Genomic DNA, 24,901 nt, shown 5'->3' with positions numbered 1-24,901 from the left:
ATATTTGCAGGGTTGGTAGCTTGAATCATAATGAGAAACCCTATGCGCATCTGTCTGATATTTTTCTCGTTCCTGTTGTTTGCCCTGTCCCTCGGACGTGCGGAAGCTCACCGTCCTTATTTTAAGGAAAGCGCAGAGATCATATTGGCTAACGGCGAGAGTATGCAGATGCGTTTCGCGTATGGAGACGGCCTGTTCGGCCCCGATCCGATAAGGGCAGTTCTCGTCGATAAGGATGGTATTATTGTTGCCGTTGGCGGATTAACGCGATCACTGTTCCTGGACTGTTTTCGACTTGTCGCGGATAACGGATGCGTTGCCTTCGATCCTGAGCATCGGGTTGCCTATGTACCCGACCCGGTATCATTTGGACATCATGGGAAAGTGACCGATGACGACCGGCCTCCCTGGTATCCCGAGGAATATCCCGGGAATCCGGAAATAGTTTCTGGATTTGTCCTGAAGCCCATTGGCTGGTGGGGGACATTGCTATTCGAGATTTCCAACATCATTCGCCATCCGATCGGAGTTCTTATTCTTTTCGGTTTGCTTGTCGCTATCTGGCTGAATGTCTTGCGGTTGTTTCGGAGGGCGGCAAACAAAACTACCGAAGATACGACCAGTGCGGACCTTCAAAGTTTAGGCATGATCGGGCTGTTTGTTTTCCTTCTTGCTACACTGTTTCTTTTCGTGGCCCTCGGTCCCTCTTCAACGCAATCGGCAATGATCAGCTTGGCTCTCCTGCTTCCGATCATGCTCATATTTCACTTCGGGCTAAGGTCAGTGATGCAAAAACGGCGAGGGAACCGGACGCCGTAGAATGCGATGTGAAAGAGCGGAAATCAGCTGCGTATTCACAGGTGCTCCTTTTTCATCAAAAGGTACCGATCCAGCGATGTGACGCGAATTGCGTCGGTCAGCCGAAGGGCTTGATCCGTTTGATCCTGAAGGGTTTCTTGCCGGAAATCAGCTCTTCCGGCACGGAGAACAGCTGTACTGCGCGCGGGTGGGCTTCCACCTCGCCGAAGGTGATTTCCGCCATTTCGAACCGTTCCGGCTTGAAGGTGCCGTCCTGGGCCTGGGCCATGGCCTTTTCCAGAAAATCCGCGCCGAAGACGATGGCTCCGTCGAAGTCGACGGACTGCAGGCCGGCGCCGGTGAAATCCGGCGAGACGAGGAGGGCGTTCCGGAAGGTGGTTCCGCCAATGTCCGCGCCGTTGAATGCGGTGTTCGAGACCAGGGCGCCATCGAAGTTCATGGCAAGGGCATGGACGTTGGTAAAGTTCGTGTCCAGCAGGACGGCATCGGTGAAGTCGACGCCGGCCATGGTCGTCGGCATGAATTCCATGCCGGGATCACCCCGATAGGGCAGTTCCACCTTCTCGCTGGGAAGCGAGGAGAAATCGCATTTCGTCAGCACCGAAGCGTTGAACCGGGCCTTGTCGAGGCTGGCTGCCCCGAAGGTGACGGAATTAAGCGCCATGTGCTCGAAACTGGAAAACCGCAGCCGGGCGAAGCGGAAGGTCATCAGGTTCAAGGTGTCGACGGCGACTTCCGAATAGGAGAAATCCGCACCGAAAAAGCTCAGGAGTTCCGTTTCAAGGATACCGGCGCTGTAGAGCATGGACAGGATCACCCCGCGCTCGGGGCTGACCGGGTGTTCCTTCAACACGCCCCTGTTGCGGCGCCCGATCATTTGCTCGACCAGCTCCGGGTTGCGGAGGATTTCGGGACGTCGGGACATGGCGAGCATGTTGAGCGCGTTGGTATCGTTCGCGTTGACGAGGGAGGTTTGCAGATAACGGTAGGGCCGAGCCGATTGGGTTGCCGCTATGATGCGTGCCCGGATGCCGTTGGTCAGTTCGTCCAGCTTGAAATAGGCGGCGGGGCGGCCGTCGCCTTTCAAGGCCTCGGTTTCCTGAGACAGCTTGTCGCCGATCTCCAGAAGGCCCTGGACGATGCCGGCGGTGCGCTGAGCCTCGCCGAGCTCGATCTGGGTGACGATGAGATCGTTCTGCTGTTCCAGCCGGGTCGTCTGGATTGCGATGAGTTCGTTCTGGCGGAACAGGAGCGCCGTGCCGGCCAGGGCGGCCAGAGAGGCGATCAGTCCTGTCAGGGACCCGATCAGCCAGCGGCGGGTGGAGATCCAGGTCCAGCGCGCCAGAAGAAGGCGTGTCAGCTCCTCCGCCGAATTGATGGCGCTCGCCGGGTTCTTGTCCATGATGCTGCGGGCGGTTTCCGACAGGGGCCGGGAAAACAGCTCGAGCTGGGTCGCGGAGACATTGAACAGGAATTGCAGGATCCGGCGGCGGAACAGCAGGATCAGCGTGCCCATAAGGGCGATGACGCCCGCGAGCGTCAGGATGATGGCAACCAGGATGCCGGCGTTTTCTGTCAGAAACGACGTGCCGATCACCGCAAGCGGAAAGCCGACCGCGATCCCGATCATGAACAGGATCAGCCCGACGGTGACGGTGCTGAACTCGAGACGCTTGGCTGCCGCCTCGGAGAGTTCCGCCTTGTCTTCTGGCGTTAGGGTGTCGTCGTCCATAAAGCTTGCCTGAAATGCGGAATAAACAATGAAATTTGGCCGGAAAAGCCCCCGCTTTGGCCAATTCATCAGACTTTAGGCGTTTTCGCAGGCGTGATCCAGTCCGTCGGCGCAGGTGCGGCTCTGACTGGGGTTTGTCGTCTGTCGGAACCTGAAATCGGAATGTTCGGTCCAAAATAAAATCGGGAGCTATTGAATTGCGAACCGGATAGTCCAATATCCTCGTTATGACACGAGAACACACCCATAGCATGCCCGCAGAGAAGGGCAGTCCCAAGGGCCACACCGGCCCCGGGAGACCGCGTTGCTATGATGAGGCAGAGGTGCTGGAAAAGGCGCTGCAGGTGTTCTGGCGGCAGGGCTACGAGGCGACGTCGGTCGATGACCTGACGGCCGCTATGGGCCTGTCGCGGTCGAGTTTCTATTCCGCCTTCGGTTCCAAGCATGGCGTTCTGATTGCCGTTCTCAAAAGCTATTCCCAAGCCGGCCTCCAGGCTCTGGAACACCTGGCGGAGGGACCGCGCGACCAGGCGGTCAAAGCCATGCTGGACGCTCTTTCCGATCCGTCGGGCGGACCGCGCGGCTGCATGCTGGTCAATTGCATTACCGAACTGGCGCCTCAACACGAGGAGGTCGCCGAACTCGGCCGTCGTCATCTGGAGCGGATCGAGGAATTGTTTGCCAGGGCCCTGTCTCCGGACAATCCGGACGCGGCGCGTGACAAGGCCCGTGCCTTGTCCGCATTGGCCATCGGAACTCTGACCCTTCGAAAGTCCGGCATGCCGTCGGAAAGCATTTCCACGGCCCTTGAGGCGGCGAGGACAATCCTGGCCACATAACCTGAAGGGCGGAACACCTGCCGTAGCACCGATCCCAAGCAATGCTGCGGCTATTTTTGGACTGAATAGTCCGTAATTTCGAGCCTCCGAGGAGAGCGAAATGAGCGAAGCGAAATTGTTTACCCCTTTGAACGCCGGTGCCATCGCGTTGAAGAACCGGATCGTCATGGCGCCCTTGACCCGCAACCGGGCGAAGCCGGAAGACGACACGCCCTATGACATCCACGTCGACTATTATTCTCAGCGCGCGAGCGCCGGGCTGATCGTGACCGAAGGCTCGCAGATTTCGCCCCAAGGCAAGGGTTATGCCTGGACCCCGGGCATCTACTCCGATGCCCAGGTCGAAGGCTGGAAGAAGGTGACCGACGCGGTTCATGCCAAGGGCGGCCGGATCGTCGTCCAAATCTGGCACGTCGGCCGGATCTCGCACACTTCGCTGCAGCCGAACGGCGAGGCGCCGGTCGCCCCGTCCGCGCTTGCCGCGAATTCCCGGACCTTCGACGGCACCGCCTTCGTCGAGACGCCGACCCCGCGTGCGCTTGAGATCGATGAGATCCCGGGCATTGTCGAAGACTACCGCAAGGCCGCGGCCAACGCGATCAAGGCCGGTTTCGACGGCGTCGAGATCCATGCGGCCAACGGTTATCTGATCGATCAGTTCCTGCGCGACAGCACGAACAAGCGCACCGACGCTTATGGCGGTTCGATCGAGAACCGCACGCGGTTCCTGGACGAGGTCCTGGGCGCCGTCGTCTCAGAGATCGGCGCCGACCGGACGGGGATCCGTCTCAGCCCGTTCTCGTCGGCCAACGACATTTCCGACAGCGACCCGATGGCGCTCTTCGGCCATGCGATCGACATCGTGAACGGCTACGGCCTGGCCTACCTGCATCTGGTCGAGGGCCAGACCGGCGGTCCGCGCGATTTGCCGGAAGGCGCAGGCCTGGAAGCGCTTTACGACCGGTTCAAGGGCGTCCGCATGGGCAACAACGGCTATACGCGCGACATGGCCATCGAGGCGGTGGAAACCGGCAAGGTCGACCTGGTCGCCTTCGGCAAGCTGTTCATCTCCAATCCGGACCTGGTGGAACGGTTGGAAGCGAACGCGCCGCTGAACGAATGGGATCAGTCGACATTCTATGGCGGCGGTCGGGAAGGTTTCACCGACTATCCGACGCTGGCGGAAACGAAGGCCGCCTGAGTTCGGAAATATTCAGCCCGGCTGTGCCTGCCTCCGCCACGGCCTCTCCTTGAGCCCGACGGCAGGCGCAGCCCGACAAACGGCCGGCGCGGAAAGCCTCCTCCGCCCGGCCGTTTCAGTTCGCAATATGAGTGTAAAGCCTAGGCCGATGCTTGCTGCCGGGTCGCGAACGGCGACAGAACGGTTTCCGGAACGAGCGGCCCCGTTTCCTGCCCGTTATTCGCAACGATCCTGTTGCCGCCTTGGGCTCTTGCCTTGCTGAGACAATGATCGGCGACTTCGAGAGCCCGGTCGAACGCGGTGGTCGCATCTCCACAGAAAACGCCGCAGCTGAGGGTCACGGTCAGTCGTTTGCCGGCGGCGCGCTTGCTTTCCACGGTCAGGGTCCGGCTGATCCTCTTGGCAATCGCACCGGCTTCGGTCTGGTCCGTCTCCGGTACGAACAGGGCAAACTGGTTTTGCCGGATGAGGCCGACCTGCGCGCGGCTTGGCGCCGTCTCCTGGCAAATACGCCCCAGCAATCGCATCAGCGCCTCGCCCATGGAGTGGCCGAACCGGTCGTTGATGCTCTGCAAGCCATCGATCTCCAGTGTCACGAGGGCGTAGGCCTTTGCATCCCGTTTCATCCCGTCGAGCTTGCTCTGGATCGAGCTTTCGAAGGCACGGCGGTTGGGCAGTCCGGTCAAGGCGTCCACGAGGGCCTGCTCCTGATAGTGTCCCTTCATTTGCTCAAAGACCGCGATGCCGAGCCCGACGATCTTGAAAACGACAGCCGTGAGTAGCGCCACCATGCCGAATTGCAGGGACGGGGTCTGGAAGGCGTCCTTGAAGGTCGGAAAATGCGTCGTGAGATTCAACATGATCATGTTGAGACGGATCATGATATCGACGCCGAAAACGCCGATCAGAAACCACGAACTGATGAATTGCACCTTGTGCTGAAGCCAGCACTCGCGAATGCACAGCGCCATCGCAAGAATGCTGAAGATGTTGATGTACAAGACCCGCAGGATCAGGTCGTCGCGGAACCACGGAACCTGATAAAGGGCAATCCAGCCGAATGTCGCTGCAAATGGAAGCCACGGATAACGAAGCCGCTCCGCGTTCAGCAGGCTGAGAGCGTTGGGGCGGATGCCGAAACCGAAAATCATCAAGGCATTTGCGACGCCGATGCTGACGAAGTCGGGTGCGGTTCCGCGAAGCCCGATCAGGGAAGCGCAGGTTCCCGACAACAGCATGGCGACCGACCATCCGGCCCAGCCGAGCCGGATATGTTTCGGCAGGGATCTCAACGCGAAGGCCATGATCCCCAGCACGAGCGCTCCGGTGTAATAGGCAACGGTAATCGCCGTAAAAAGCGTCGGAGTGTCGAGGTGCATGGATGGAGAACCTTGAGAAATTACCCCTGAATTATGGTGAATGGACCCTTAATAAACTCCTACGGCCCGATTTGGGCCGCCGGAGAAACAGGCAATCATCATACGGCGGTGGCCGGGAAGGTGGCGCCGACCATCCGTCGTTGGACGAAACCCGGCTACCCAACGCCCACCTGAACCCAAAGCTGACCCAAGCCTGTCTGTACGGCCGGTGCGCGCCACCCGGGCGCCGGCCTTTAGGTGTGGCTTGCCGGATAGGAGCCAGCCCATGCCGAAGAAGTGGGGCGGGCAATCGGCGATCTGACCGATAGCGCTTCGAAGTGTCAGTTGTGTTACAGTTTGATACAAATAATTCTAATGTATTGAAAATATTTATCTTTGATTTCTGTATTCTAATTCGGAAAATATTGGAAATAAATCTTTCAAAAAAAGATTTGTCTCATGATTTTATTTTGTTTAACCGGGTTCTTAGGGGGTGATCTGTAACCTGAAGAACTTGGAATAGGGCTGATGGGTCTCAAAAGAACGCTTGTGAATCGGATTTTTCATTATAATTCAGGGCTGAATCATAAGAATTTCTACAACGTGGACTGTGTTGCGGTCTTTCCCGAAATCGGTGTGTGTTTTAATCGGATCAAAAAAGCGGGGAACACCAGCGTTTGTGCCTATTTGGCGGATATCTGCGGGTACGGCGACTTTTCCAGTTCGACAGCCTTGAAAAAAAGGTTGCTCAAGCCGGCGGATATGTCTTTCCGCGAGCATTGGGACATGCGGAGTTATCGAACTCTCGTTGTGGTCCGCGATCCTTATGTTCGCGCGCTTTCTGCCTTTCTGGACAAGGTCGCTCCAGGTTGCCAGAAACAATTCTTCAATTATCCGGGCTTTGGGGATCCTTCGCCGGATGGGTTCGAAAGGTTTTTGCAGCGGCTAAAACGTTCGATGGGAACTGCCAATCGTCATTTTTGGCCTCAAGCCGACCTGCTTTTTCAACCGCTGGAGCGGTTCTCATGTGTGGCTCATTTGGAAACGCTGACGCAGGATCTGGGGAAATTTCTGGCCTCAATTGGAGTGGATTCCAGCTGCCGGTCCTTTGACCGGCCACATGATTTGGAGCGGCTTGAACCTGGAAAGGTAACCAAATCAGCGCGTTTTCTGGACAATTACTATCGAGCTGGCTCTCTGAAGTTGGTCCAGGAACTTTACCGCAAGGACTTTGATCTCTTCGGTTATTCCATCGACACTGGGATTCTCAAGGCGCCTTACGATTTGACCGGCTAGTGCGTGCTGAGCAGCCCATCCGTATTCCTGGGGGCAATGAGAGAAATTCCCATTGCTGAAATGTAGCGCTCTCATAACCGTACCGCAGCGTACTGTTTTTCGCCAATCCGCCCTTTCGTTCCGATCAAAAAGCTGACAAAACGGTGCCTAAGAAAGGCCGTGCCGGGGAGACCCCGAGGGAGAGCGGCCGGACCGGACTACCGGGAAAAGGCACCGGATACCCGGGAAAAGACCAAGAAGGACGGAAAGATGCCCCCGTATCGTTCAAGAACGTCGACCCATGGACGCAATATGGCCGGCGCGCGCGGATTGTGGCGCGCAACCGGCATGAAGGACGGCGATTTCGGCAAGCCGATCATCGCCATTGCCAACTCCTTCACCCAGTTCGTACCGGGGCACGTGCACCTGAAGGACCTGGGCCAGCTGGTCGCCCGTGAGGTGGAGAAGGCCGGTGGCGTCGCCAAGGAATTCAATACGATTGCGGTCGACGACGGCATCGCCATGGGCCACGACGGCATGCTCTATTCGCTGCCTTCGCGCGAAGTGATCGCCGATGCCGTCGAATACATGGTCAATGGCCACTGCGCCGATGCGCTGGTGTGCATTTCCAACTGCGACAAGATCACCCCGGGCATGCTGAATGCCGCCATGCGGCTCAACATTCCGGTCGTCTTTGTCTCCGGCGGTCCGATGGAAGCCGGCAAGGTCGTGCTTGAAAACGGCGAGGCGAAGGCCATCGACCTGATCGACGCCATGATCGCGGCTGCCGACGACAACGTGTCGGATGCCGATGTCCTGACCATGGAGCAGAACGCCTGCCCGACCTGCGGGTCGTGCTCGGGCATGTTCACGGCCAACTCCATGAACTGCCTGACCGAAGCCCTCGGTCTGGCGCTGCCGGGCAACGGCTCGACGCTGGCCACCCACGCCGACCGCGAACGGCTGTTCGTGGAGGCCGGCCACCTGATCGTCGATCTGGCCAAGCGCTACTACGAGCAGAACGACGAAAGCGTCCTGCCGCGCAACATTGCGACCTTCAAGGCGTTCGAGAACGCCATGACGCTCGACATCTCCATGGGCGGCTCTACCAACACGGTGCTGCACCTGCTGGCGGCCTCCTTCGAGGGCGAAGTCGGCTTCACCATTGCCGATATCGACCGCCTGTCCCGTCAGGTTCCGGTGCTTTGCAAGGTCGCGCCGTCGGTCGCCAACATCCACATGGAAGACGTCCACCGCGCCGGCGGGATCTTCGGCATTCTCGGCGAGCTCGACCGGGCCGGCCTGATCGACAGCACCGTGCCGACGATCCATTCCAACTCCATGAAGGAGGCGCTGGCCCGCTGGGACATCACGCAGACCAATTCCGAGAGCGTGCACGACTTCTACCGCGCCGCTCCGGGCGGCGTGCCGACCCAGGTCGCCTTCTCCCAGGATCGCCGCTGGGACGATCTCGATCTCGACCGTGAGAAGGGCGTCATCCGCAACGCGGATCATGCCTATTCCAAGGACGGCGGTCTGGCGGTTCTGTTCGGAAACATCGCGGAAGACGGCTGCATCGTGAAGACGGCGGGCGTCGACGAGTCGATCCTGAAATTCTCCGGCCCGGCGCGCATCTTCGAAAGCCAGGACAGCGCCGTATCCGCGATCCTGACCAACAAGGTCAAGGAAGGCGACGTGGTGCTGATCCGCTACGAAGGCCCGCGCGGCGGTCCCGGAATGCAGGAAATGCTCTATCCGACGAGCTACCTGAAGTCCAAGGGCCTCGGCAAGGCCTGCGCCCTGATCACCGACGGCCGCTTCTCCGGCGGCTCCTCGGGGCTTTCCATCGGCCACATCTCGCCGGAAGCCGCCGAAGGCGGTGCCATCGGCCTGGTGGAGGAAGGCGACACCATCGTCATCGATATCCCGAACCGGGTGATGAAGGTGGATCTCTCCGACGCCGTCCTGGCCGAACGCCGCAAGGCCATGGAAGCCAAGGGCGCGGACGCCTGGAAGCCGGTCGAAAAGCGCACGCGCAAGATCACTACGGCGCTGCGTGCCTATGCCGCCCTGACCACCAGCGCCTCCAAGGGCGCCGTTCGGGAAGTCAAATAAGAAGACCGGCCGGATCGAATACGACGAAAAAAGCCGCCCCGACCCGGGCGGCTTTTTTTATGCTTGGCGCGGAACCGTTCTTTAGTCGCGCTGGTACTGGGTGCCGAGCTGGACGTTCTTCAGGCACAGGGCTGCGACGAAGCCGATGAAGCCGAGGAAAGCCGCGACCAGGAACAGGGGGTGACAGGCGGCGGCATAGAGGTGGCTGATCTGATTTTGGGCGTCCACGGGCAAGGTGGCGATCTGGGCCGGTGTCAGGTTCGCGAAGCTCTCCACGCCGGGGATCGTGCCGTGGAAGTTGCCGATCCCGTGGGAAACGATCGCGCCGTAGATCGATATGCCGATGGACGCGCCGCCGATGCGTGTGAGTGTGGTCGCGCCCGTTGCCGCGCCGAGATCGCGATAGGGAGCCGCATTCTGGACGCCGAGGACCGGCACCTGTTGGCCCACGCCGACCCCCAAGCCGTGGATGAAGCACAGCGGAATGAGCAGATAGAGGCTCGTTTCCGCATCGACGAAGATGAACAGGAACGTGGCGACCGTGCAAACGCCGGTGCTGAGGATGGAAAAGTTCTTGTAGTAGCCGGTGCGTGACATGATCTTGCCCGCATTGACCGAACCGACGGCAATGCCAACGGTTATGGGTATGAACAGTAGTCCCGCCATCGATGGTGTCATACCCAGTCCTGTCTGGAAGAACAGGGCGAAATAATTGGCAAGGCCGATGCCGAGGCAGCCGCTGACCATGGTGATGATGAGCAACAGGCGGATCGTCGGGCTCTTGAACAGGTGCAGAGGCACCACTGGCTCTTCCACGCGCTTTTCGACCGCGATCCATCCCAGAACACAGGCAATCCCTAAGGCAACGATCACGAGGCTTTGCGGGGCGATCAGGCTGCCGAAAAGTTCAGAACTGTCGGCCCAAAGCACCACGCTGGCGATGGCGCCAGCCAAAAGCAGGGCGCCCAGGTAGTCCACCTTCGGCTTGCGGTCCGGGCGCTTGTAGGGCAGCAGGAAGGCGAGCGCGATCAGGACGGCGATGCCGATCGGGATATTGATCAGAAAGATCGACCGCCAGCCGAACAGATCGGTCAAAAGGCCGCCGAGAGTCGGGCCGATGGAGCCGGAAAGCATCAGGACCAGACTGGAATAGCTTTGATAGCGGGCGCGTTCGCGGGGCTCGAACAGATCCGCATTGATGGAAAAGATGGTCACCATGATACCGCCGCCGCCTATTGCCTGCAGGACACGGGCGGCGATCAGGGTGTTCATCGAAACGGCGAGCCCGCACACGGCGGAACCAACCGTGAAGATGAAGATGGTCGCCATCATCACGTATTTGCGTCCGAACAGGTCACCGAGCTTGCCATAGAGCGGCATGACGGCACTGGAGGTCAGCAAATACGCGGAGCCCACCCAGCTGAACCGCTCCGGGTGCCCGAATTCGCCGACGATTGTCGGCAAGGCTGTAGAGACGATCTGGTTGTCGATCATCGCCATGAAAACCGCGGTCATCAATGTCAGGAAGACGAACAGCCGCAGGCGTTTGTCGGTGATCAGCGGAGCGTGGTGGGGCTCGCCCCGTTGGTCCGGGACGGTGTTGGATAAAGTATCGGCGGTCATGAAAAGTCCTGATGAAGCCCGAGCGGCATTTATCGTATGCTTGACACATATATATGACATGCGCATAAATATGACTAGAGCATATATTGTGCAAAGCGGAAAATTTCCTTGGGGGAGAGGAACGGAGCCTCATGCCAATCCATCGCGGCGAGAGTGGCCTGACAGACGAAACAACGCCGGACGTTGCCCAGATTTCTCAGGCGATGTCCCGTATGCGGGTGCTGATCAAGAACCGGGCGATCGGAAAACTCATCATGAGTGCAGCTGCGCCGGATCTGGACATGTCCCATCTCGACGTGATCGAACTGGTCAGGCGCGGAACGCGTCATGGCGAAGTCACGATCGGCCTCGTCGCGGAAAAAATGTGCATGGATCCGTCGCGGGCGAGCCGCGTTGTCGCCTATCTGGTGGATCGGGGAATCTTGAGCCGTGCTGTTTCGCAAGCGGATGCCCGGCGCGCGGTGATCGTTCTGACCGACAAGGGGCAGGCGGTCCTGAAAGAAAAGCGGCGGGTGAAGCTCGAAATGATTGAAAGGATCCTTTCGGACTGGACCGATGAGGAGGTCGCGCAGTTCGCGGAACTCTATGGCCGGTTCGTCGACGAGTTCGAAAAACTCGCCTTACCCGGCCGTGAGTAAATGTCCCTGGGCAGCATGCGGTATTTTTGACGCTGTAGAAGATTACAATTAATTGCGATTAATTTGAGTTTCGATTTCTAATTGTAATAAATATCAATGTATATGTTGACTAGAAGATAAAGTTCCCAAACGTCAATTAATACATGTTTAATATTGCTAATAGCAAGGTGTTTTCATTGAATTCAAAGGTGATCAATCCTGATGCGATCGGTCATCTTCACCTGCTCGCGGAACTTTGCATATGTCAAAACCGGTGTTTCTCACAGGGGTCGAAAGAACCTTTCCCGATGATGATATTATCGTCAGCAAGACGGACCTGAAGGGGCGTATCACCTACGCGAACCAGGTTTTCCTCCATCTTGCCGGTTACACGGAAAAGGAGGTTATGGGTCAACCCCACAGCATCATCCGACATCCGGCGATGCCGCGCTGCGTCTTCAAGCTTCTGTGGGCGACCATCGAGGCGGGCCAGGAGATTTTCGCCTATGTCATCAACCGGGCGAAGAACGGCGATCACTACTGGGTCTATGCCCATGTGACGCCGAGTTTCGACGCCGGGGGACGTATCATCGGTTACCACTCCAATCGCCGCGTTCCCGAGCGGCACATTGTCGATGACCATATCGTTCCGCTCTATCAGGCCCTGCGCGAAGAAGAAGCCCGCCACCAGAGCCGGAAGGACGGCATGATGGCCGCCGAGCAGATGGTCTTCGATGTCCTTGCCCAAAAAGGGGTGGCCTATGACGAATTCATCGCGACTCTTGGCCAGGAACGACGGCGCGGCTTTCGCTGAGCGGAGCCAGCGTGCCTAATCCTTTTAAGTTTCAGGAAGATCGACATGTTTTCAGGGTTGAAAAAATCGTCGCTAAAAAAAGCCACCGCCGTCTGCAAGGCCGTGGCGAACGGCGATTTCGAAGCGCGGATCACCAATATCACCGAGACCGGCGAAGCCGCCGAATTGATGCATGCGATCAACCTGCTGATCGACCGGACAGATGCGTACCTGCGGGAGTCAAAGGCCTGTCTCGACTATGTCAGCCGCAACCAGCATTTCAGGCTTATTGCAGAAAAGGGAATGGTCGGCAGCTTTCAGGAGGCCGCGCGCAGCATCAATACCGCGACCTGGAAAATCAAGGAAAAGCATGATGGCTTCTGCAGGGTTGCCGAGGATTTCGAACATCAGCTGAAAGACGTGGTCGAATCGGTCAGTCACTCCGTCAACGACCTGAATGTCGTGTCCGCCAATGTGGCGGAGTCCTGCACCCAGGTCAGCGAACAGTCCCTGGTGGTGGCGGCCGGTGCGGAAGAGGCTTCCGCCAATATGCAAAGCGTTGCCGCCTCAACCGAGGAACTGACCAGTTCGATCGCCGAGATCAACCGCCAGGTCGTCTCCGCGGCCGATATCGCGGCAGCCGCCGTATCCAAGTCCTCAGGCGATGGGCAAGGAGATCGACAGTCTCTCCAGCACGTCGATGAAGATTGGCGAGGTGGTGCAACTCATCAACGATATCGCCGCGCAGACGAATCTGCTTGCTCTCAACGCGACCATCGAGGCCGCGCGGGCGGGGGAAATGGGCAAGGGCTTTGCCATTGTCGCCCAGGAGGTCAAGGTGCTGGCCGGCCAGACGGCAAGCGCCACGGAAGAAATCAACATGCAAATTGCAGGTCTGCAGCAGGTGACCGCGAGTGCGGTCGATGCCAGCGCGGAGATCAACGACGCAATCGAGCGGGTCAGCGAGATTTCAACGGCGATTGCCTCCGCTGTCGAGCAGCAGACGACTGCCACCGGCGAAATCGCCCAGAATGTGGAGGAAGCCGCAAACGGCGCGACCGACGTCACCCAGAGTGTTGTCGGCATTCAGGCCGCCACGGCCGGAACCAAGGAAATCAGCGAGCGCGTCGTCGAAGCGGCGGGCAGCCTCCACCAACAGGAGGGCCATTTGCAGAAGCTTCGCGACGAGATGAACGAGTTCCTGGCGACCGCAAAGAGGGTCGGCTAGGCCGGCCTGCGCGCTGCCTGCCGCCCCGGTTTGGGACGGCAGGTCATTTCCGCGTATTTTCTAAACCGTCTCCGCCACTTTCGCCCGGACCAGTTTCGCCACTACATTCTCGATGATCCTGTGACCGGCGTCCTGATCGAGCGACATGATCGATTCCGGGTGGAACTGCACGGCGGCGATGGGCTCGTTTTCATGCTCGATCGCCATGACCACCCCGTCTTCGGTTTCCGCGGTCACGCGCATCTCCGGCGGCAGGGTGTCGCGCTTGGCGTAGAGCGAATGGTAGCGGCCGACGATCACAGGTGCTTGCAACCCATCGAACAGCAGTGAATTGCCCGAAATCGTGATCGGGGACGGCTTGCCGTGCATCGGGATGTCGAGCTGGCCGAGCTCGGCGCCGAAGCTTTCCGAGAGCGCTTGAAGACCGAGGCAGACGCCGAAGATCGGCAGACCCCGAGCGCGCGCCCGGCCGATGGTGGCCGCACAATCGAAGTCCTTCGGGTTGCCCGGTCCGGGTGACAACACGACCAGGTCCGGATTGACGTCGTAGAAGACGTGATCGGCCACGGGCGTACGGTAGGTGACGACCTCGGCACCGGTCTGGCGGAAGTAGTTGGCAAGGGTATGAACGAAACTGTCCTCGTGATCGACCAGCAGGATCTTCAATCCGGCGCCCGGCTTGGGCTTCAGGGCCTTGTCTTCCGCCTGCAGCGCCAACCCGGCCTCACGTACGGCGGCGCGCATGGCTTCCGCCTTCAGTTCCGTTTCGGCTTCCTCGTCTTCCGGAACGCTATCGTAGAGCAGGGTCGCGCCGGCGCGGATCTGGGCGACGCCGTCCTTGATCCGCACGGTCCTGAGTGTCAGACCGGTGTTCATGTCGCCGTTGAAGAGCACGGCACCGATGGCGCCACCGTACCAGGCGCGCGGTGATTTCTCGTTTTCCTCGATGAATTCCATCGCCCAGCGTTTCGGCGCGCCGGTCACCGTCACGGCCCAGGTGTGGGACAGGAAGGCATCCAGCGCATCCATGTCCTCGCGTAAGGTTCCCTCGATGTGGTCCACCGTGTGGATCAGCCGGGAATACATCTCGATCTGACGCCGGCCGATGACGCGCACGGAGCCCGGCACGCAGACCCGGCTCTTGTCGTTGCGGTCCACGTCGGAGCACATGGTCAGCTCCGCCTCGTCCTTGGCCGAGTTCAGAAGCTTGCGGATCTGCGCCTCGTCCTCGATGGCGTTCTTGCCGCGCCGGATGGTGCCGGAGATCGGGCAGGTCTCCACCCGCCGTCCGCCGGTGACGCGGACGTACATTTCCGGCGAGGCGCCGACCAGGTATTCGCGGTTTCCGAGATTGAAGAAGAAGGAATAGGGGGAAGGATTGATCTGTTGCAGGCGTCGGGAGACGGCGGACGGCGGGTTGGGGCAGGGCTCGTAGAAGGTCTGTCCCGGCACGGTCTCGAACAGGTCGCCGCGGCGGAAATAGTCCTTGGCCTTCTCCACCAGCCTGGCGTATTCGCCGGGCTCGTGGTCGCCCCGGCCCGGATCCTCGTTCGCCGGCGTGTACTGGCTCTTCTCTCCATCGCGCGGCAGTCCGGCGGTCGAGGTGCCGTCGACGGTGAATTCGTATTCCAGCACATAGGCGCGCTTGCCGTGGTGGTCGACGATCAGGATCTCGTCGGGCAGGAACAGCACAACGTCGCGCTGGTCGTCGGGGCGCTTCAGCTTCAGGTCGATCGGCTCGAACTGAAAGGCGATGTCGTAACCGAAGGCGCCGTAGAGGCCGAGCTGGTCGTCGCCGCAGGCAAACAGGTCCTTCAGCGCGCGGACAATGGAAAAGGTCGACGGCTGGCGCGAGCGCTCCTCTTCCTGGAACACCCGGTCGGGCTTTTTCACGGTCAGGTCGATCCGCGATCCGTCGGCGGAAAAACTGGCCACATCCGGATGGCCCTCAAGCGCCCTGGCAATGGCCGGGATCAGGATCCTCCCGCGATCGTTGAGCGCCCGTATCTCCACCGTGCGATCGGCGGCTTCCATGACCAGCGGCGGGTTGACCAGCGCCATATCCCAGCGGGTGTAGCGGCCGGGATATTCGTAAGACGAGGACAAGACGGCGCCGCGCTCCGCATCGAGCCGGTCGATCCACTGGGAAGTTCCCGCCTCGTAATCGGAGGGCCGGGAAGAGCGGGTGATCGTGATCCCGCCGTCTGTCTCAAAATTTTGTTCCGCCAGAGCCGGCATGAAATCTTTTCCCTTTATGCGTCGGGCGTTCCGCCCGTTGGGTCACCTCGAAAATACCGCTAGAAAGACCAAAGGCCGCCTGCGGTGTCCCGCGGCGGCCTTTGGTCTACTTCGATCACGTCAAGACATGAGAGTGCGCTGGCCGCCTTTATGCGTCCCGCCACCACCAAGTCTGTGCCATGATCATGTTCATGGCATTTTGAATACCGGAACGGAACGGGTGAGGCAAACGGAATTTGAAACCGGACAGGATGTCCGTTTGCGGATCGAACACACTGTTTCTTTCCGCTGATCGCCGGATGCTTTCAAGCACGGCAGCGGTGTCCTAACTAGGACATACGGAAAAGCCGGAGAGTATCCGGGCATGGCAAAATAAGAAGGGCTCCTTCATGACCAAACCTCTCGAACTCGGCCTCGACACGTTCGGGGATATCACCCAAGGCCGGACGGCAGGTCGCTGCATGAGGCGGACGTTTTGCGCAATCTGGTCAAGCAGGGTGTCCTGGCGGAGGAAACCAGTGTCGATTTTCTAGGGCTCGGCGAACACCACCGGGCCGACTTCGCCATTTCCGCGCCGGAGATCCTGCTCAGCCATATCGCCGCACTGACCAAGCGCCTGCGACTGGGAACGTCGGTGACGGTACTGTCCTCCGACGATCCGATCCGGGTGTTCCAGCGCTTTTCGACCCTGAACGCCCTGTCGAACGGGCGGGCGGAAATCACCGTCGGCCGGGGGTCTTTCACCGAAAGCTTCCCGCTGTTCGGCTACGATCTCAATCTCTATGAGGAACTGTTCGAGCAGAAGCTCGACCTTCTCTCGGCGCTGAATGCCGATGAAATCGTCAACTGGCAGGGCGAACTGCGTCCGCCCCTGAAAAACCAGAGGGTGTTCCCGCGCGTGGAAGGCGGCGGCCTGGTGGTCTGGGTCGGGGTCGGCGGCACGCCGCAGTCGGTGGTGCGCGCCGTCGCCTATGATTTTCAGCTGATGCTGGCGATCATCGGTGGCGATCCGGCCCGGTTTCGGCCCCTTGTCGACCTCTACTATCGCGCCTGCGATCAGATGGAGCATGCCGTCAAGCCGATCGGCGTGCATTCACCGGGGCACATCGCCGAGACAGATGAGCAGGCGCTGGAGGAGCTTTGGCCCCATTACAAGGCGTTCCACGACCGGCTTGGCCGGGAACGGGGCTGGTCGCCGATGGTCAAGGATGCCTTTGTGTCGGAAGCCCGGCACGGGTCCATCTACGCGGGCTCGCCGGAAACGGTCGCAAGGCGGATCGCCAAGACCGCTAAAACGTTGGACCTGTCCCGCTTCGACCTGAAATACGCCACCGGTGCCATGCCGCACGACATGCTGATGAACAGCATCGGGCTTTATGGCACCAGGGTCATCCCGCTGGTGCGGGACATGCTGGCTTGAGACCCGTTGTCAGCAGAGCCAGCAGCTTTCCGGCAGGGTGGCCTGTGTCACTTCGTTACCGGCTGCAATCCACTCGGTGATGCCTTTTTCGACATTGTCCACGTTGGTGAAGCCTGCCTTGCCGGCGAGGTATTCCGACAAGGCGGAACTGCGGTTGCCGGTCCGGCAGATAAAGACGACCTCGTCGCCCGGGCCCGAGATGACCTTCTGCAGTTCCGAGCCGAAGCCCGGGTTCACATTCCCCTTCTCGTCGAAGAAGGTGATCAGGTGGCTGCCCGGTACGACGCCGGTCTGCTTCCACTCGTCCGGCCGGCGGATGTCGATCACCGGCACGCCGGCCGCGATCTTCTGCTTCAGGTCGTCATTGGAAAGATCGGAGAATTTCTTGCCTTTGACGGCCAACAGTTCCACTTCGAACTTCAGCGTGGCATTTGGCGGAATGACCCCTCCGGCTCCGTTTGCGCCGTAGGCGAGTTCCGGCGGAATGATCAGTTCGCGCTTGCCGCCGACCTTCATGCCGACAACGCCCTGTTCCCAGCCCGGAATCACCCGGCGCTCGCCGAGGGTGAAGGAAAACGGCTGATTGCGGTCGACGCTGCTGTCGAACTTGGTGCCGTCCATCAGCCATCCGGTATAGTGCACCGTGACCGTCTTGCCGACGTCGGCTTCCTCGCCGGTGCCTTTGACGATGTCCTTGATCTGAACTTCCCCGGCTATGGCCGGTATCAGGAGCAGGGCGGAAAATAGGGCGGCAATCATGGGCCTGATCATGTCTTCCTCGTGGGGTTTTGAGCACGAACGCTTGTTTGGGAAAGACCACGCCTGAGCTTCAAGGCGAAGTCAAGGCGAACACCGTGCAAATGACCCGACTGCGTCATCCGGTCCCGTGAATGTGAAGGGCGCTATTTATTCCACAGCCAGGCCGCACCCCTGACACCGGAACTGTCGCCGTGCATCGCCTTTCGGATCGGCACTTCGTAGACATCGGAGAAGATGTAGGGCGCCATGGCTGCCGGCAGATCACCATAGAGCTCGTCGATATTGGACATGCCGCCGCCGAGCACGAAGACGTCCGGGTCGAGGAGGTTGGCCGCCATGGCCAGCGCGCGCGCGAGCCGGTGGACATAGGCCTCGTAGGGCCTCAGTCGCCAGCCGCTCTCCTGCACGCTTGCGCGCCATGATCTCATTGCCTTTCAGGAGTACACCTGCGCGTTCCTGATAATCGAGCTGAAAGCCGGTGCCGGAACACCAGCGGTCGATGGCGCCTCTGTGGCCAATCCAGCTTTCCGGGCCGGGGAATTCTTCTGCCGTCATCCACGGGACCGGGATCGCGCCCCATTCCCCGGCAATGCCGTTTGCGCCTCGGTGGGCCTTGCCGTCGATGGCAATCCCGGAGCCGCTGCCGGTGCCGATGATGATCGCATGAACCACATGAGCGCCCGCGCCCGCGCCATCGGTCGCTTCGGACACGGCCAGGCAGTTGGCGTCGTTTTCAATGCGCACCGGCCGGCCGAGCCGCGCTTCCAGGTCCTTGTCGAGCGGCATGCCGTTCATCCAGGTGGAATTCGCGTTCTTGACGAGGCCGGTACCGGGAGAGATCGAGCCGGGGATGCCAAGGCCGATCGTGCCGGTTTGTCCGGTTTCCGCTTCGGCGGCGGAGACGAGGTCTGCGACGGTCTCGATGCAGCCGGGATAGTCGTCGCGTGGGGTCGCAACGCGCTTGCGGAAGATCTCCGCGCCCGTCTCTGAGAGGGCGATGATCTCCATCTTGGTGCCGCCCCAGTCGATCCCGAGCCGCATGGTCAGTCTCTTCTCACCGGCATGTCGAAGGCGGCACCGTGGGCGGTATCCATTTCGCCCGGCTGCTTGCCGTAATTCTTGAACTTCCGCAGGATTTCCGTCATTTCCGCGTCACCGAGAATGTCCGGCTCGCCGACGGACAAGGCAGACAGATACTGATCGGCCAGTTCCTCCACGCCGTCCGCGACGCCAAGTGCCTTCTTCAGGGTCGGTCCGCAGGCGATCTGGCCGTGATTGGCCAGCAGACAGGCGTTTCGCTCGCCAAGGGCTGCAATCATCACGTCGGAAAGGGCCATTGTGCCGAAGGTGGCATAGGGCGCGCAGTCGATCCGGTCGCCACCTGCCAGCGCCACCATGTAGTGGAAGGCCGGGATACCGCGGTTCAGGCAGGCGAGCGCCGTTGCCCGTGGCGAGTGACAGTGAACGACCGCGCCTGCTTCCGGTTTCGCCTTGTAGATATCCATATGCATCCGCCATTCCGAAGAAGGCAGGGTATCGCCGGAATAGGTTCCTTCCAGATCCATCGCCACGATCAGGTCTTCGTTCAGGTCGGCATAGGGAATACCGGAGGGGGTGACCAGAAAGCCGTCTGCGGTGCGGGCGCTGACGTTTCCGGAGGTTCCCTTGGTCAGCCCTTTGAGCGGCAGGGCGCGGGCTGTTTCGATGATCTCGCTGCGAAGCGCAGGCGTATCGGCAGGGAAGGGCACTGGCGGAATCCAAGGCTGAGGGACAAGAGTTGCCTCATGTAAACGTCAGCGGGACAGGCGCGCAAGAGCCGGTCCAGCTGAAACTCCGCCGCCTGGGGAAACGCAGAAAGTGACGTTGCGTTCGTTATTTTAGGTTGCATTTATGTTATAGTGCTCGTCTCCAGTTCGAGGATGGAGGGAAGCATGAACGGTGCAGGACGTTTTTTCATCGGCGTTCTCGGCGGTCTGGCCGCCTCCGCGTCAAAGGTTCTGGCGCTGGATGTCGAACGCCTTGGCCGTTTGGTCGAAACGGGCAATTTCGAGAATATGAGCGATCTCCTGGGAACCATCTATATCGTGACGCCGATATTGATGTTTCTGGGTGGCCTGATCGCCTGGGCTTCAGCCGAAAACCACCGCATGAAGCTTCTGGCGATCGGCTGTGCAGCACCGGCAATGATCGCACCCTGGACGGCTGCGAAGGTTGAACCGATGAAAACGGGTTTTCTGCCGGAAATGGTCTCCTCAGCCTATGCCCAGACGCAGGCTGACACAAGGCAGTCGGGCACTTATGTGACTGGTCTAAAGGCATTGCTGGGGCTGGAGAACCCACGCAACAATCGCTATTGGGTGGTTGTCGGGTCGCGGAGGGATCTCGGCGAAGCCAGGAAATATGCATCTGAAATCAATGCGATCGATCCCAGCATGAAAGCTTTTGTCGGCGAAAAGAGGCCAGGCAACGCTATGTATCCCGTTATCGTCGGCGGCCCGGAAGCCTTCTATCCCCTGGACAAGGCCAATGAACTCAGAGATCGGGCGATGAAAATCGCCATCATTCCGGACAATATCTTTTTGTCCAACTATGTGACGCCGTTGCCGAGGCCGGAAGCGCGTTAGCCAGTCTGGCGTTGCTCGTGGTTTCTGGCGCCTGGCGTTACGGACTGGCCCAACTCATAGAATTGGACGCAGGGCCTCAACATTCTGTTTATCGCCCGGGAGCTACAGCTGGTCGGGGGATGTTTCTCGACCTCAAGACAGGGTATGACGGAGCAGGGCATCGAGACAGCGCGCACATGAAACGCGGCATTTTGAAATTTCTGCAGGACCGGCTCTCGGTCCGAAGCCGGTCGCATGAGGTCCCGGATCGAACGGCCAGGCGGGCCTATTCCCCGCATTATCGCGCCGAGCGCCAGCGGCTGCGTTGGGGCGATGGCGCGCAAGCCGCGACCCAGTCGAAGAACGATCGGACACCGGGTTCCAGGCCAGACGGAACATCGCGTCCCTCTCAACCAAGGTTGCCTGACCTCAGAAAAGCGATTTTCTATGGCCTGCCCCTGCTGATTTGTCTTGCCGTCATCGCAGTCCTGTTCGTGACTGGACACAAGGAACCGCCGCCGCCGCCGGTTGAGAAGAAGGCAAGCCTGCCGGATCCGCTCGCCGGTTATCCGGAGAAGGTGAAGCAGGAACTTCTCGCACCGGAAGCGCGGGTGCCCGCGACCCTCAAACTGACCTTCACCGGTGATCCGGCGGACTTGTGCCGCGAATTGGCGGCGCTCGGGCTGGAAAACAGCGGCTGGCGGCGGGCGCCCTTCGCACGTGACCGGTGGCAATGCAATTCCGAGCTGGTGGCTCTGACAACGCCGAGTGTAGATTACGGTTCGGCCACCCTGTTTTTACTGATGCGCGGACCCGATGAAGAAACGGTCGATTATCTGCGGCTGAAGCTCAATGTCGAAGATCCGAAACAGATGGAAATCGGCCAGGAAGCGGTCCGGCTCGTGATCGGCGCCTTGTCCGACCGGTATGCCTGGGCTGTCCCGGACAAGGTTCTGGACGCCATAGCGCATTTCAAGCCGCTGGAAATGACGGACAGGGGTGTCAGGCTCTCGGTTGCGCCGGAGGATCCGGACCTGACGGGGGATCCCGCCGCACGCCAGCGGCTCAATATCATTATCGATTTCGGCAAGCCGGACCTGATCCGTTCGGCAAAGGAGTTCGAGCGGCAACCGCAGCCGCGAACGAGGCGAGGGCTTATTCCGGCAGCGGAATGAAGTCCTTTTCGTCCCCCGGGACCGTGTCGAAGCGGCCCTGGCGCCAGTCTTCCTTGGCCTGCTCGATCCGCTCCTTCGACGAGGAAACGAAATTCCACCAGATGAAACGCTTCTCGCCCATGGGGTCTCCGCCCAGGAGGACGAAACGGGCCGGCTCCGGGCCGGTGTTTTCGATCATCAGCCTGTCGCCTGGCTTGAATACCAGGAGCTGTGCCGGGTCGAACGCTTGTCCGGCAATTGTGACCTTGCCCGAAATCGTGTAGAGGCCGCGCTCTTCATGGGTGGCGTCCAGTGGCATCCGGGCCCCGGGATCCAGCCGGACGTCGGCATAAAACATTTCCGAAGCGGTTTTCGCAGGTGCCCGGTGGCCGAAGAGGTCACCGGCAATCAGTTTGATGGAAGCTCCGCCATCGGAAAATTCCGGCTGAGCCGCGCTCGGCAGATGCTCGAAGGTCGGATCGCCCTCTTCCAGATGTTTCGGCAGTGCGACCCAACTCTGCAGACCGAACAACGGTCTTGAGGCGACTTTCCGTTCCGGACGTTCCCGCTCCGAATGCACGATACCCTTGCCGGCCGACATCCAGTTGAGTGCGCCGGGGGTAATCGCCTGCTCGGTGCCCAGGCTGTCGCGATGATAGATCTCGCCGTCAAACAGATAAGTCAGCGTTGCCAGCCCGATATGCGGATGCGGACGGACATCGATCCCGCCTCCGACCAGAAGTTCCGCCGGCCCCATCTGGTCGAAGAAGATGAAGGGGCCGACCATGCGGCGACGGACGGAGGGCAGGGCGCGGCGCACCTCGAACCCGCCGAGATCGCTCGTCCGCGGCACGATAATGGTTTCGATCGGGTCGCAGGAAAGCGGGTTTCCCGGGATCGGGTCCGGTCCGTTCATCCAGCTCATGGCCAACATTCCTCATCAACCAACAGTCGTTCGGAATTTAGGGCGCGTGCAGCTCCGCGCCTATTGAACACTGTGTTCAGTGCGGATGCGAGCGATTTGACCGGAGGTGCCGGATGAGCGTGACGAGCCTGAGGTGCCGCCTCAATGCCTCAAGGTACGGCTATTCAAATGCGGTGCAATTTGGGCGGGAAAAATCAGGAAATGGACATGGTTCAGTCCATAGTTAAACAAATTCGAAAGTATGAAATAAAGACGTCGCCAGCGAGGTGACTAATAACAACGAGGAACTTCCATGAAGAAGCAACTTTTCGCAGCCACCGCTTTTGTTCTCATCGGTACAGGCTTTGCCCTGGCCGACCACAACAGTAAGTGGGGCGAGGGAACAGCCCTTGATCCGCGCGGCATCCACGACGACCGGATCGACTCGCTTGCATCCGGTGATGATTTTACCGGTGGTCAGGACGTTAGTGGTCCGCTGGATCTGACTGCTGTTGCAAGCGGGGGAGCCCCGGACACGGTTGAAGCTGGCAGCGACGTCGAATCCGGCGGAATGGGCGGCTCGGACAGTGCAGGCAGCTCGGATAGCGCAGGCGGCGGTAATGGCGGCGGCGGCGGTGGCGGCAACGGCGGCCGCTAAGCCTGGCCTGACCGGGTAAGGAGATCTGCCTGAACCGGCATTAAACGAATCGGAAACGGGGCCTGGATCCTTCAGGCTCCGTTTTTTTAACAGGGATGCCATGGCTGAAAAGATGTTCGAGATCATCCGCTTTCGCATTTCAGCTAAGGGCTTGTACTGATTTGTTAAGCGATATTAATGATTTGGGCCAGTTTTCGGCCGAAATGATCAAATTGCCGCCAATAGTTGAACACATTCGAAAATACTAATGTTCTTGATGAGAAAGCAAACTCACAGGAAAGGGAACGTCATGATCAAGTATGCGGCAATTCTCTCCACCACGGCGACACTTCTGTTTAGCGGAGCTGCCCTGGCGGATCACAACAGCAAGTTCGGTGAAGGCACAGGATACGATCCGCGCGGCGTCCATGATGCGCGCTATGACAGTCTCGATGATGCAGGCTCCCAGCCGTTCAAGGGCGGTGGCTTGGCCGGCAAACTTATGGATGCGATTACCGGAAGAATGGGACGCCCGGACACGATCAGTTCGCCGGGAGTTGAAAATTCCAGAGGTGGTGGCAGCCAGTCCGCGGACGCGGGTCACGGCGGTGGCTCCGGTTCAGGCGGCGGGTCCGGTTCGGGTGGCGGTTCAGGAGCTGGTGGCGGCTCCGGCTCAGGTGGTAACGGTAACGGTAACGGCAACGGCGGCGGCGGCGGCGGCAATGGCGGCGGCGGTGGTGGCGGCGGCGGTGGCAATGGTGGCCGCTAACGGCCCGGTCCGCCTTTAGACAAGTTGAAAGGGCGCTGATCCGGTCAGCGCCCTTTTTGCATCACCGGCTGCAATTACCAGATGTCGACGTCCTTGCCTTCCGCTCTTAGCTTTGCGGCCCGGTCATCCAGATAACGCTGGAAGTCGCCGCCGCCCTCGTAGGCATCGGAGGCAATGAAATGCATCATGGTGTCGAAGTGGAAGGGTTTGAAATAGCCGGGCATCACCATGACTGCCCGCTCCTTGGCGTTGCCGGACCCGTCGGCGGCTTCCTTGGGGATGAAGATCAGGGTCGGCGTAAAGGTCACGCCCCATTTGCGCACCAGCTCGCGTTCCTCCATGGCGGTTCCGTCCATGTCGGTCACTTCGCGGGAGCCGCGCATATCGAGCTGCACGACCGTGAAATTGTCCTTGATGTCATCGACGATCTGCGGGATGCGCAGGTTGACCTGGTGCATCTCCCGGCAATAGGGACATCCGGGTTGTTCGACGAGAATAAGAAGGTCCTTGCCTTCATCGGCAGCCGTTGCGAGGTCGTCTTCCAGTTCCAGAAAACCCTCATGGAACCAGTCCTGGATATGTAGCCCGTTGTCGCCGAGTTTCGGCTCCGGCAGGCGATCAGCCGCAGACGCGCCGGTTGCGATAACCAGGCCTGTGATTGCGAAGAATGAACGGAAAACACCCATGGCATTTCCTCCTGTGCCGCGGTTTTCCTCATCCTACATCAAGTCGACCGATCCTTCGGATCACATTCCCGCGCGCAGAAGGCCTTTGGAAGCCTATACGAAAATCTGCTTTTCCCGCGCGACCAGCCCGC

Annotated in this window: 22 protein-coding genes and 2 pseudogenes; 13 read left to right on the top strand and 11 right to left on the bottom strand. The window is 59.8% G+C overall.

The window, feature by feature from the left end; all coding sequences use genetic code 11:
* Nucleotides 1-42: 42 nt before the first annotated feature.
* Complete coding sequence (locus ABIN98_RS07415; protein WP_346908796.1) at nt 43-819, top strand: hypothetical protein; 777 nt, start codon at nt 43-45, stop codon at nt 817-819.
* Between the two features lie 97 nt (nt 820-916).
* Here ABIN98_RS07415 and ABIN98_RS07410 read toward each other — a convergent pair whose 3' ends face one another.
* Nucleotides 917-2,551, bottom strand: coding sequence for a pentapeptide repeat-containing protein (locus ABIN98_RS07410; protein WP_346908794.1), 1,635 nt, complete (start codon nt 2,549-2,551; stop codon nt 917-919).
* A 251-nt stretch (nt 2,552-2,802) separates the two neighbouring features.
* Between ABIN98_RS07410 and ABIN98_RS07405 the strand changes: the two genes are divergently transcribed.
* Nucleotides 2,803-3,390: a TetR/AcrR family transcriptional regulator gene (locus tag ABIN98_RS07405; RefSeq protein WP_346908792.1), complete on the top strand. Its 588-nt coding sequence runs from the start codon at nt 2,803-2,805 to the stop codon at nt 3,388-3,390.
* Between the two features lie 100 nt (nt 3,391-3,490).
* Nucleotides 3,491-4,591, top strand: a complete 1,101-nt coding sequence (locus ABIN98_RS07400) for an alkene reductase (protein WP_346908790.1) — start codon at nt 3,491-3,493, stop codon at nt 4,589-4,591.
* Between the two features lie 140 nt (nt 4,592-4,731).
* Here the strand turns inward: ABIN98_RS07400 and ABIN98_RS07395 are convergent, their stop codons facing one another.
* Nucleotides 4,732-5,970, bottom strand: a complete 1,239-nt coding sequence (locus tag ABIN98_RS07395; RefSeq protein ID WP_346908789.1) for a GGDEF domain-containing protein — start codon at nt 5,968-5,970, stop codon at nt 4,732-4,734.
* Between the two features lie 507 nt (nt 5,971-6,477).
* On the opposite strand from ABIN98_RS07395, the gene ABIN98_RS07390 reads away from it, so the two are divergent.
* Both ABIN98_RS07390 and ilvD read left to right on the top strand, forming a co-directional pair.
* Nucleotides 6,478-7,245 (top strand): sulfotransferase family protein, encoded by a 768-nt coding sequence (locus ABIN98_RS07390; protein ID WP_346908787.1) that lies wholly within the window; start codon nt 6,478-6,480, stop codon nt 7,243-7,245.
* Nucleotides 7,246-7,494: 249 nt separating this feature from the next.
* Entirely contained in the window at nt 7,495-9,339 is a 1,845-nt protein-coding gene (gene ilvD, locus ABIN98_RS07385) for a dihydroxy-acid dehydratase (RefSeq protein WP_346908785.1), read from the top strand.
* A gap of 81 nt (nt 9,340-9,420) precedes the next feature.
* On the opposite strand, the gene ABIN98_RS07380 is transcribed toward ilvD, so the two are convergent.
* Entirely contained in the window at nt 9,421-10,962 is a 1,542-nt protein-coding gene (locus ABIN98_RS07380; RefSeq protein ID WP_346908783.1) for an MDR family MFS transporter, read from the bottom strand.
* Between the two features lie 131 nt (nt 10,963-11,093).
* Here ABIN98_RS07380 and ABIN98_RS07375 point away from each other — a divergent pair, with 131 nt between their 5' ends.
* Both ABIN98_RS07375 and ABIN98_RS07370 read left to right on the top strand, forming a co-directional pair.
* Nucleotides 11,094-11,600 (top strand): MarR family transcriptional regulator, encoded by a 507-nt coding sequence (locus tag ABIN98_RS07375; RefSeq protein WP_346908781.1) that lies wholly within the window; start codon nt 11,094-11,096, stop codon nt 11,598-11,600.
* Nucleotides 11,601-11,841: 241 nt separating this feature from the next.
* Nucleotides 11,842-12,393, top strand: coding sequence for a PAS domain-containing protein (locus tag ABIN98_RS07370; RefSeq protein WP_346908780.1), 552 nt, complete (start codon nt 11,842-11,844; stop codon nt 12,391-12,393).
* A 219-nt stretch (nt 12,394-12,612) separates the two neighbouring features.
* Here the strand turns inward: ABIN98_RS07370 and ABIN98_RS07365 are convergent, their stop codons facing one another.
* Together ABIN98_RS07365 and ABIN98_RS07360 are read right to left on the bottom strand one after the other, a co-directional pair.
* Nucleotides 12,613-12,813 (bottom strand): hypothetical protein, encoded by a 201-nt coding sequence (locus tag ABIN98_RS07365; RefSeq protein WP_346908778.1) that lies wholly within the window; start codon nt 12,811-12,813, stop codon nt 12,613-12,615.
* Nucleotides 12,810-13,025 (bottom strand): hypothetical protein, encoded by a 216-nt coding sequence (locus ABIN98_RS07360; protein WP_346908776.1) that lies wholly within the window; start codon nt 13,023-13,025, stop codon nt 12,810-12,812. The genes ABIN98_RS07365 and ABIN98_RS07360 overlap by 4 nt, the downstream gene beginning before the upstream one ends.
* An 11-nt stretch (nt 13,026-13,036) precedes the next feature.
* Between ABIN98_RS07360 and ABIN98_RS07355 the strand changes: the two genes are divergently transcribed.
* Entirely contained in the window at nt 13,037-13,600 is a 564-nt protein-coding gene (locus ABIN98_RS07355) for a methyl-accepting chemotaxis protein (RefSeq protein WP_346908774.1), read from the top strand.
* 60 nt (nt 13,601-13,660) lie between these two features.
* Here ABIN98_RS07355 and ABIN98_RS07350 read toward each other — a convergent pair whose 3' ends face one another.
* Nucleotides 13,661-15,838: an anthranilate synthase component I gene (locus ABIN98_RS07350; protein WP_346908772.1), complete on the bottom strand. Its 2,178-nt coding sequence runs from the start codon at nt 15,836-15,838 to the stop codon at nt 13,661-13,663.
* A gap of 389 nt (nt 15,839-16,227) precedes the next feature.
* Between ABIN98_RS07350 and ABIN98_RS07345 the strand changes: the two are divergent.
* A pseudogene (locus ABIN98_RS07345) lies at nt 16,228-17,258 on the top strand (Atu2307/SP_0267 family LLM class monooxygenase).
* Between the two features lie 9 nt (nt 17,259-17,267).
* Here the strand turns inward: ABIN98_RS07345 and ABIN98_RS07340 are convergent.
* The 3 genes and pseudogenes from ABIN98_RS07340 to ABIN98_RS07330 all read right to left on the bottom strand — a co-directional run bounded on the left by ABIN98_RS07340 (nt 17,268) and on the right by ABIN98_RS07330 (nt 19,765).
* Nucleotides 17,268-18,029, bottom strand: a complete 762-nt coding sequence (locus ABIN98_RS07340; RefSeq protein WP_394701462.1) for an FKBP-type peptidyl-prolyl cis-trans isomerase — start codon at nt 18,027-18,029, stop codon at nt 17,268-17,270.
* Nucleotides 18,030-18,160: 131 nt separating this feature from the next.
* Nucleotides 18,161-19,058, bottom strand: a pseudogene (locus tag ABIN98_RS07335) (ROK family protein).
* 2 nt (nt 19,059-19,060) lie between these two features.
* Nucleotides 19,061-19,765, bottom strand: a complete 705-nt coding sequence (locus tag ABIN98_RS07330) for a class II aldolase/adducin family protein (RefSeq protein WP_346908770.1) — start codon at nt 19,763-19,765, stop codon at nt 19,061-19,063.
* Nucleotides 19,766-19,948: 183 nt separating this feature from the next.
* Between ABIN98_RS07330 and ABIN98_RS07325 the strand changes: the two genes are divergently transcribed.
* A complete protein-coding gene (locus ABIN98_RS07325; RefSeq protein WP_346908769.1) occupies nt 19,949-20,641 on the top strand; it encodes a hypothetical protein in 693 nt (230 codons plus the stop codon).
* A 176-nt stretch (nt 20,642-20,817) separates the two neighbouring features.
* Nucleotides 20,818-21,795 (top strand): DUF6030 family protein, encoded by a 978-nt coding sequence (locus ABIN98_RS07320; protein WP_346908767.1) that lies wholly within the window; start codon nt 20,818-20,820, stop codon nt 21,793-21,795.
* Here the strand turns inward: ABIN98_RS07320 and ABIN98_RS07315 are convergent.
* Nucleotides 21,776-22,699 carry a pirin family protein gene (locus ABIN98_RS07315; RefSeq protein WP_346908765.1) on the bottom strand — a complete coding sequence of 308 codons (924 nt, stop codon included), beginning with the start codon at nt 22,697-22,699 and terminating at the stop codon, nt 21,776-21,778. The genes ABIN98_RS07320 and ABIN98_RS07315 overlap by 20 nt on opposite strands.
* Before the next feature lie 292 nt (nt 22,700-22,991).
* Here ABIN98_RS07315 and ABIN98_RS07310 point away from each other — a divergent pair, with 292 nt between their 5' ends.
* Both ABIN98_RS07310 and ABIN98_RS07305 read left to right on the top strand, forming a co-directional pair.
* Nucleotides 22,992-23,336: a hypothetical protein gene (locus tag ABIN98_RS07310; RefSeq protein WP_346908763.1), complete on the top strand. Its 345-nt coding sequence runs from the start codon at nt 22,992-22,994 to the stop codon at nt 23,334-23,336.
* A gap of 289 nt (nt 23,337-23,625) precedes the next feature.
* Nucleotides 23,626-24,084: a hypothetical protein gene (locus tag ABIN98_RS07305; protein ID WP_346908762.1), complete on the top strand. Its 459-nt coding sequence runs from the start codon at nt 23,626-23,628 to the stop codon at nt 24,082-24,084.
* Nucleotides 24,085-24,158: 74 nt separating this feature from the next.
* Here ABIN98_RS07305 and ABIN98_RS07300 read toward each other — a convergent pair whose 3' ends face one another.
* The gene (locus ABIN98_RS07300) at nt 24,159-24,770 is read right to left on the bottom strand and encodes a thioredoxin family protein (RefSeq protein ID WP_346908760.1); all 612 of its coding nucleotides are present in this window, start codon (nt 24,768-24,770) and stop codon (nt 24,159-24,161) included.
* Nucleotides 24,771-24,901: the final 131 nt, after the last annotated feature.

The organism is uncultured Roseibium sp. (assembly GCF_963675095.2).
Taxonomy (GTDB): domain Bacteria; phylum Pseudomonadota; class Alphaproteobacteria; order Rhizobiales; family Stappiaceae; genus Roseibium.
This window is presented reverse-complemented; position numbering and strand designations above follow the sequence as displayed.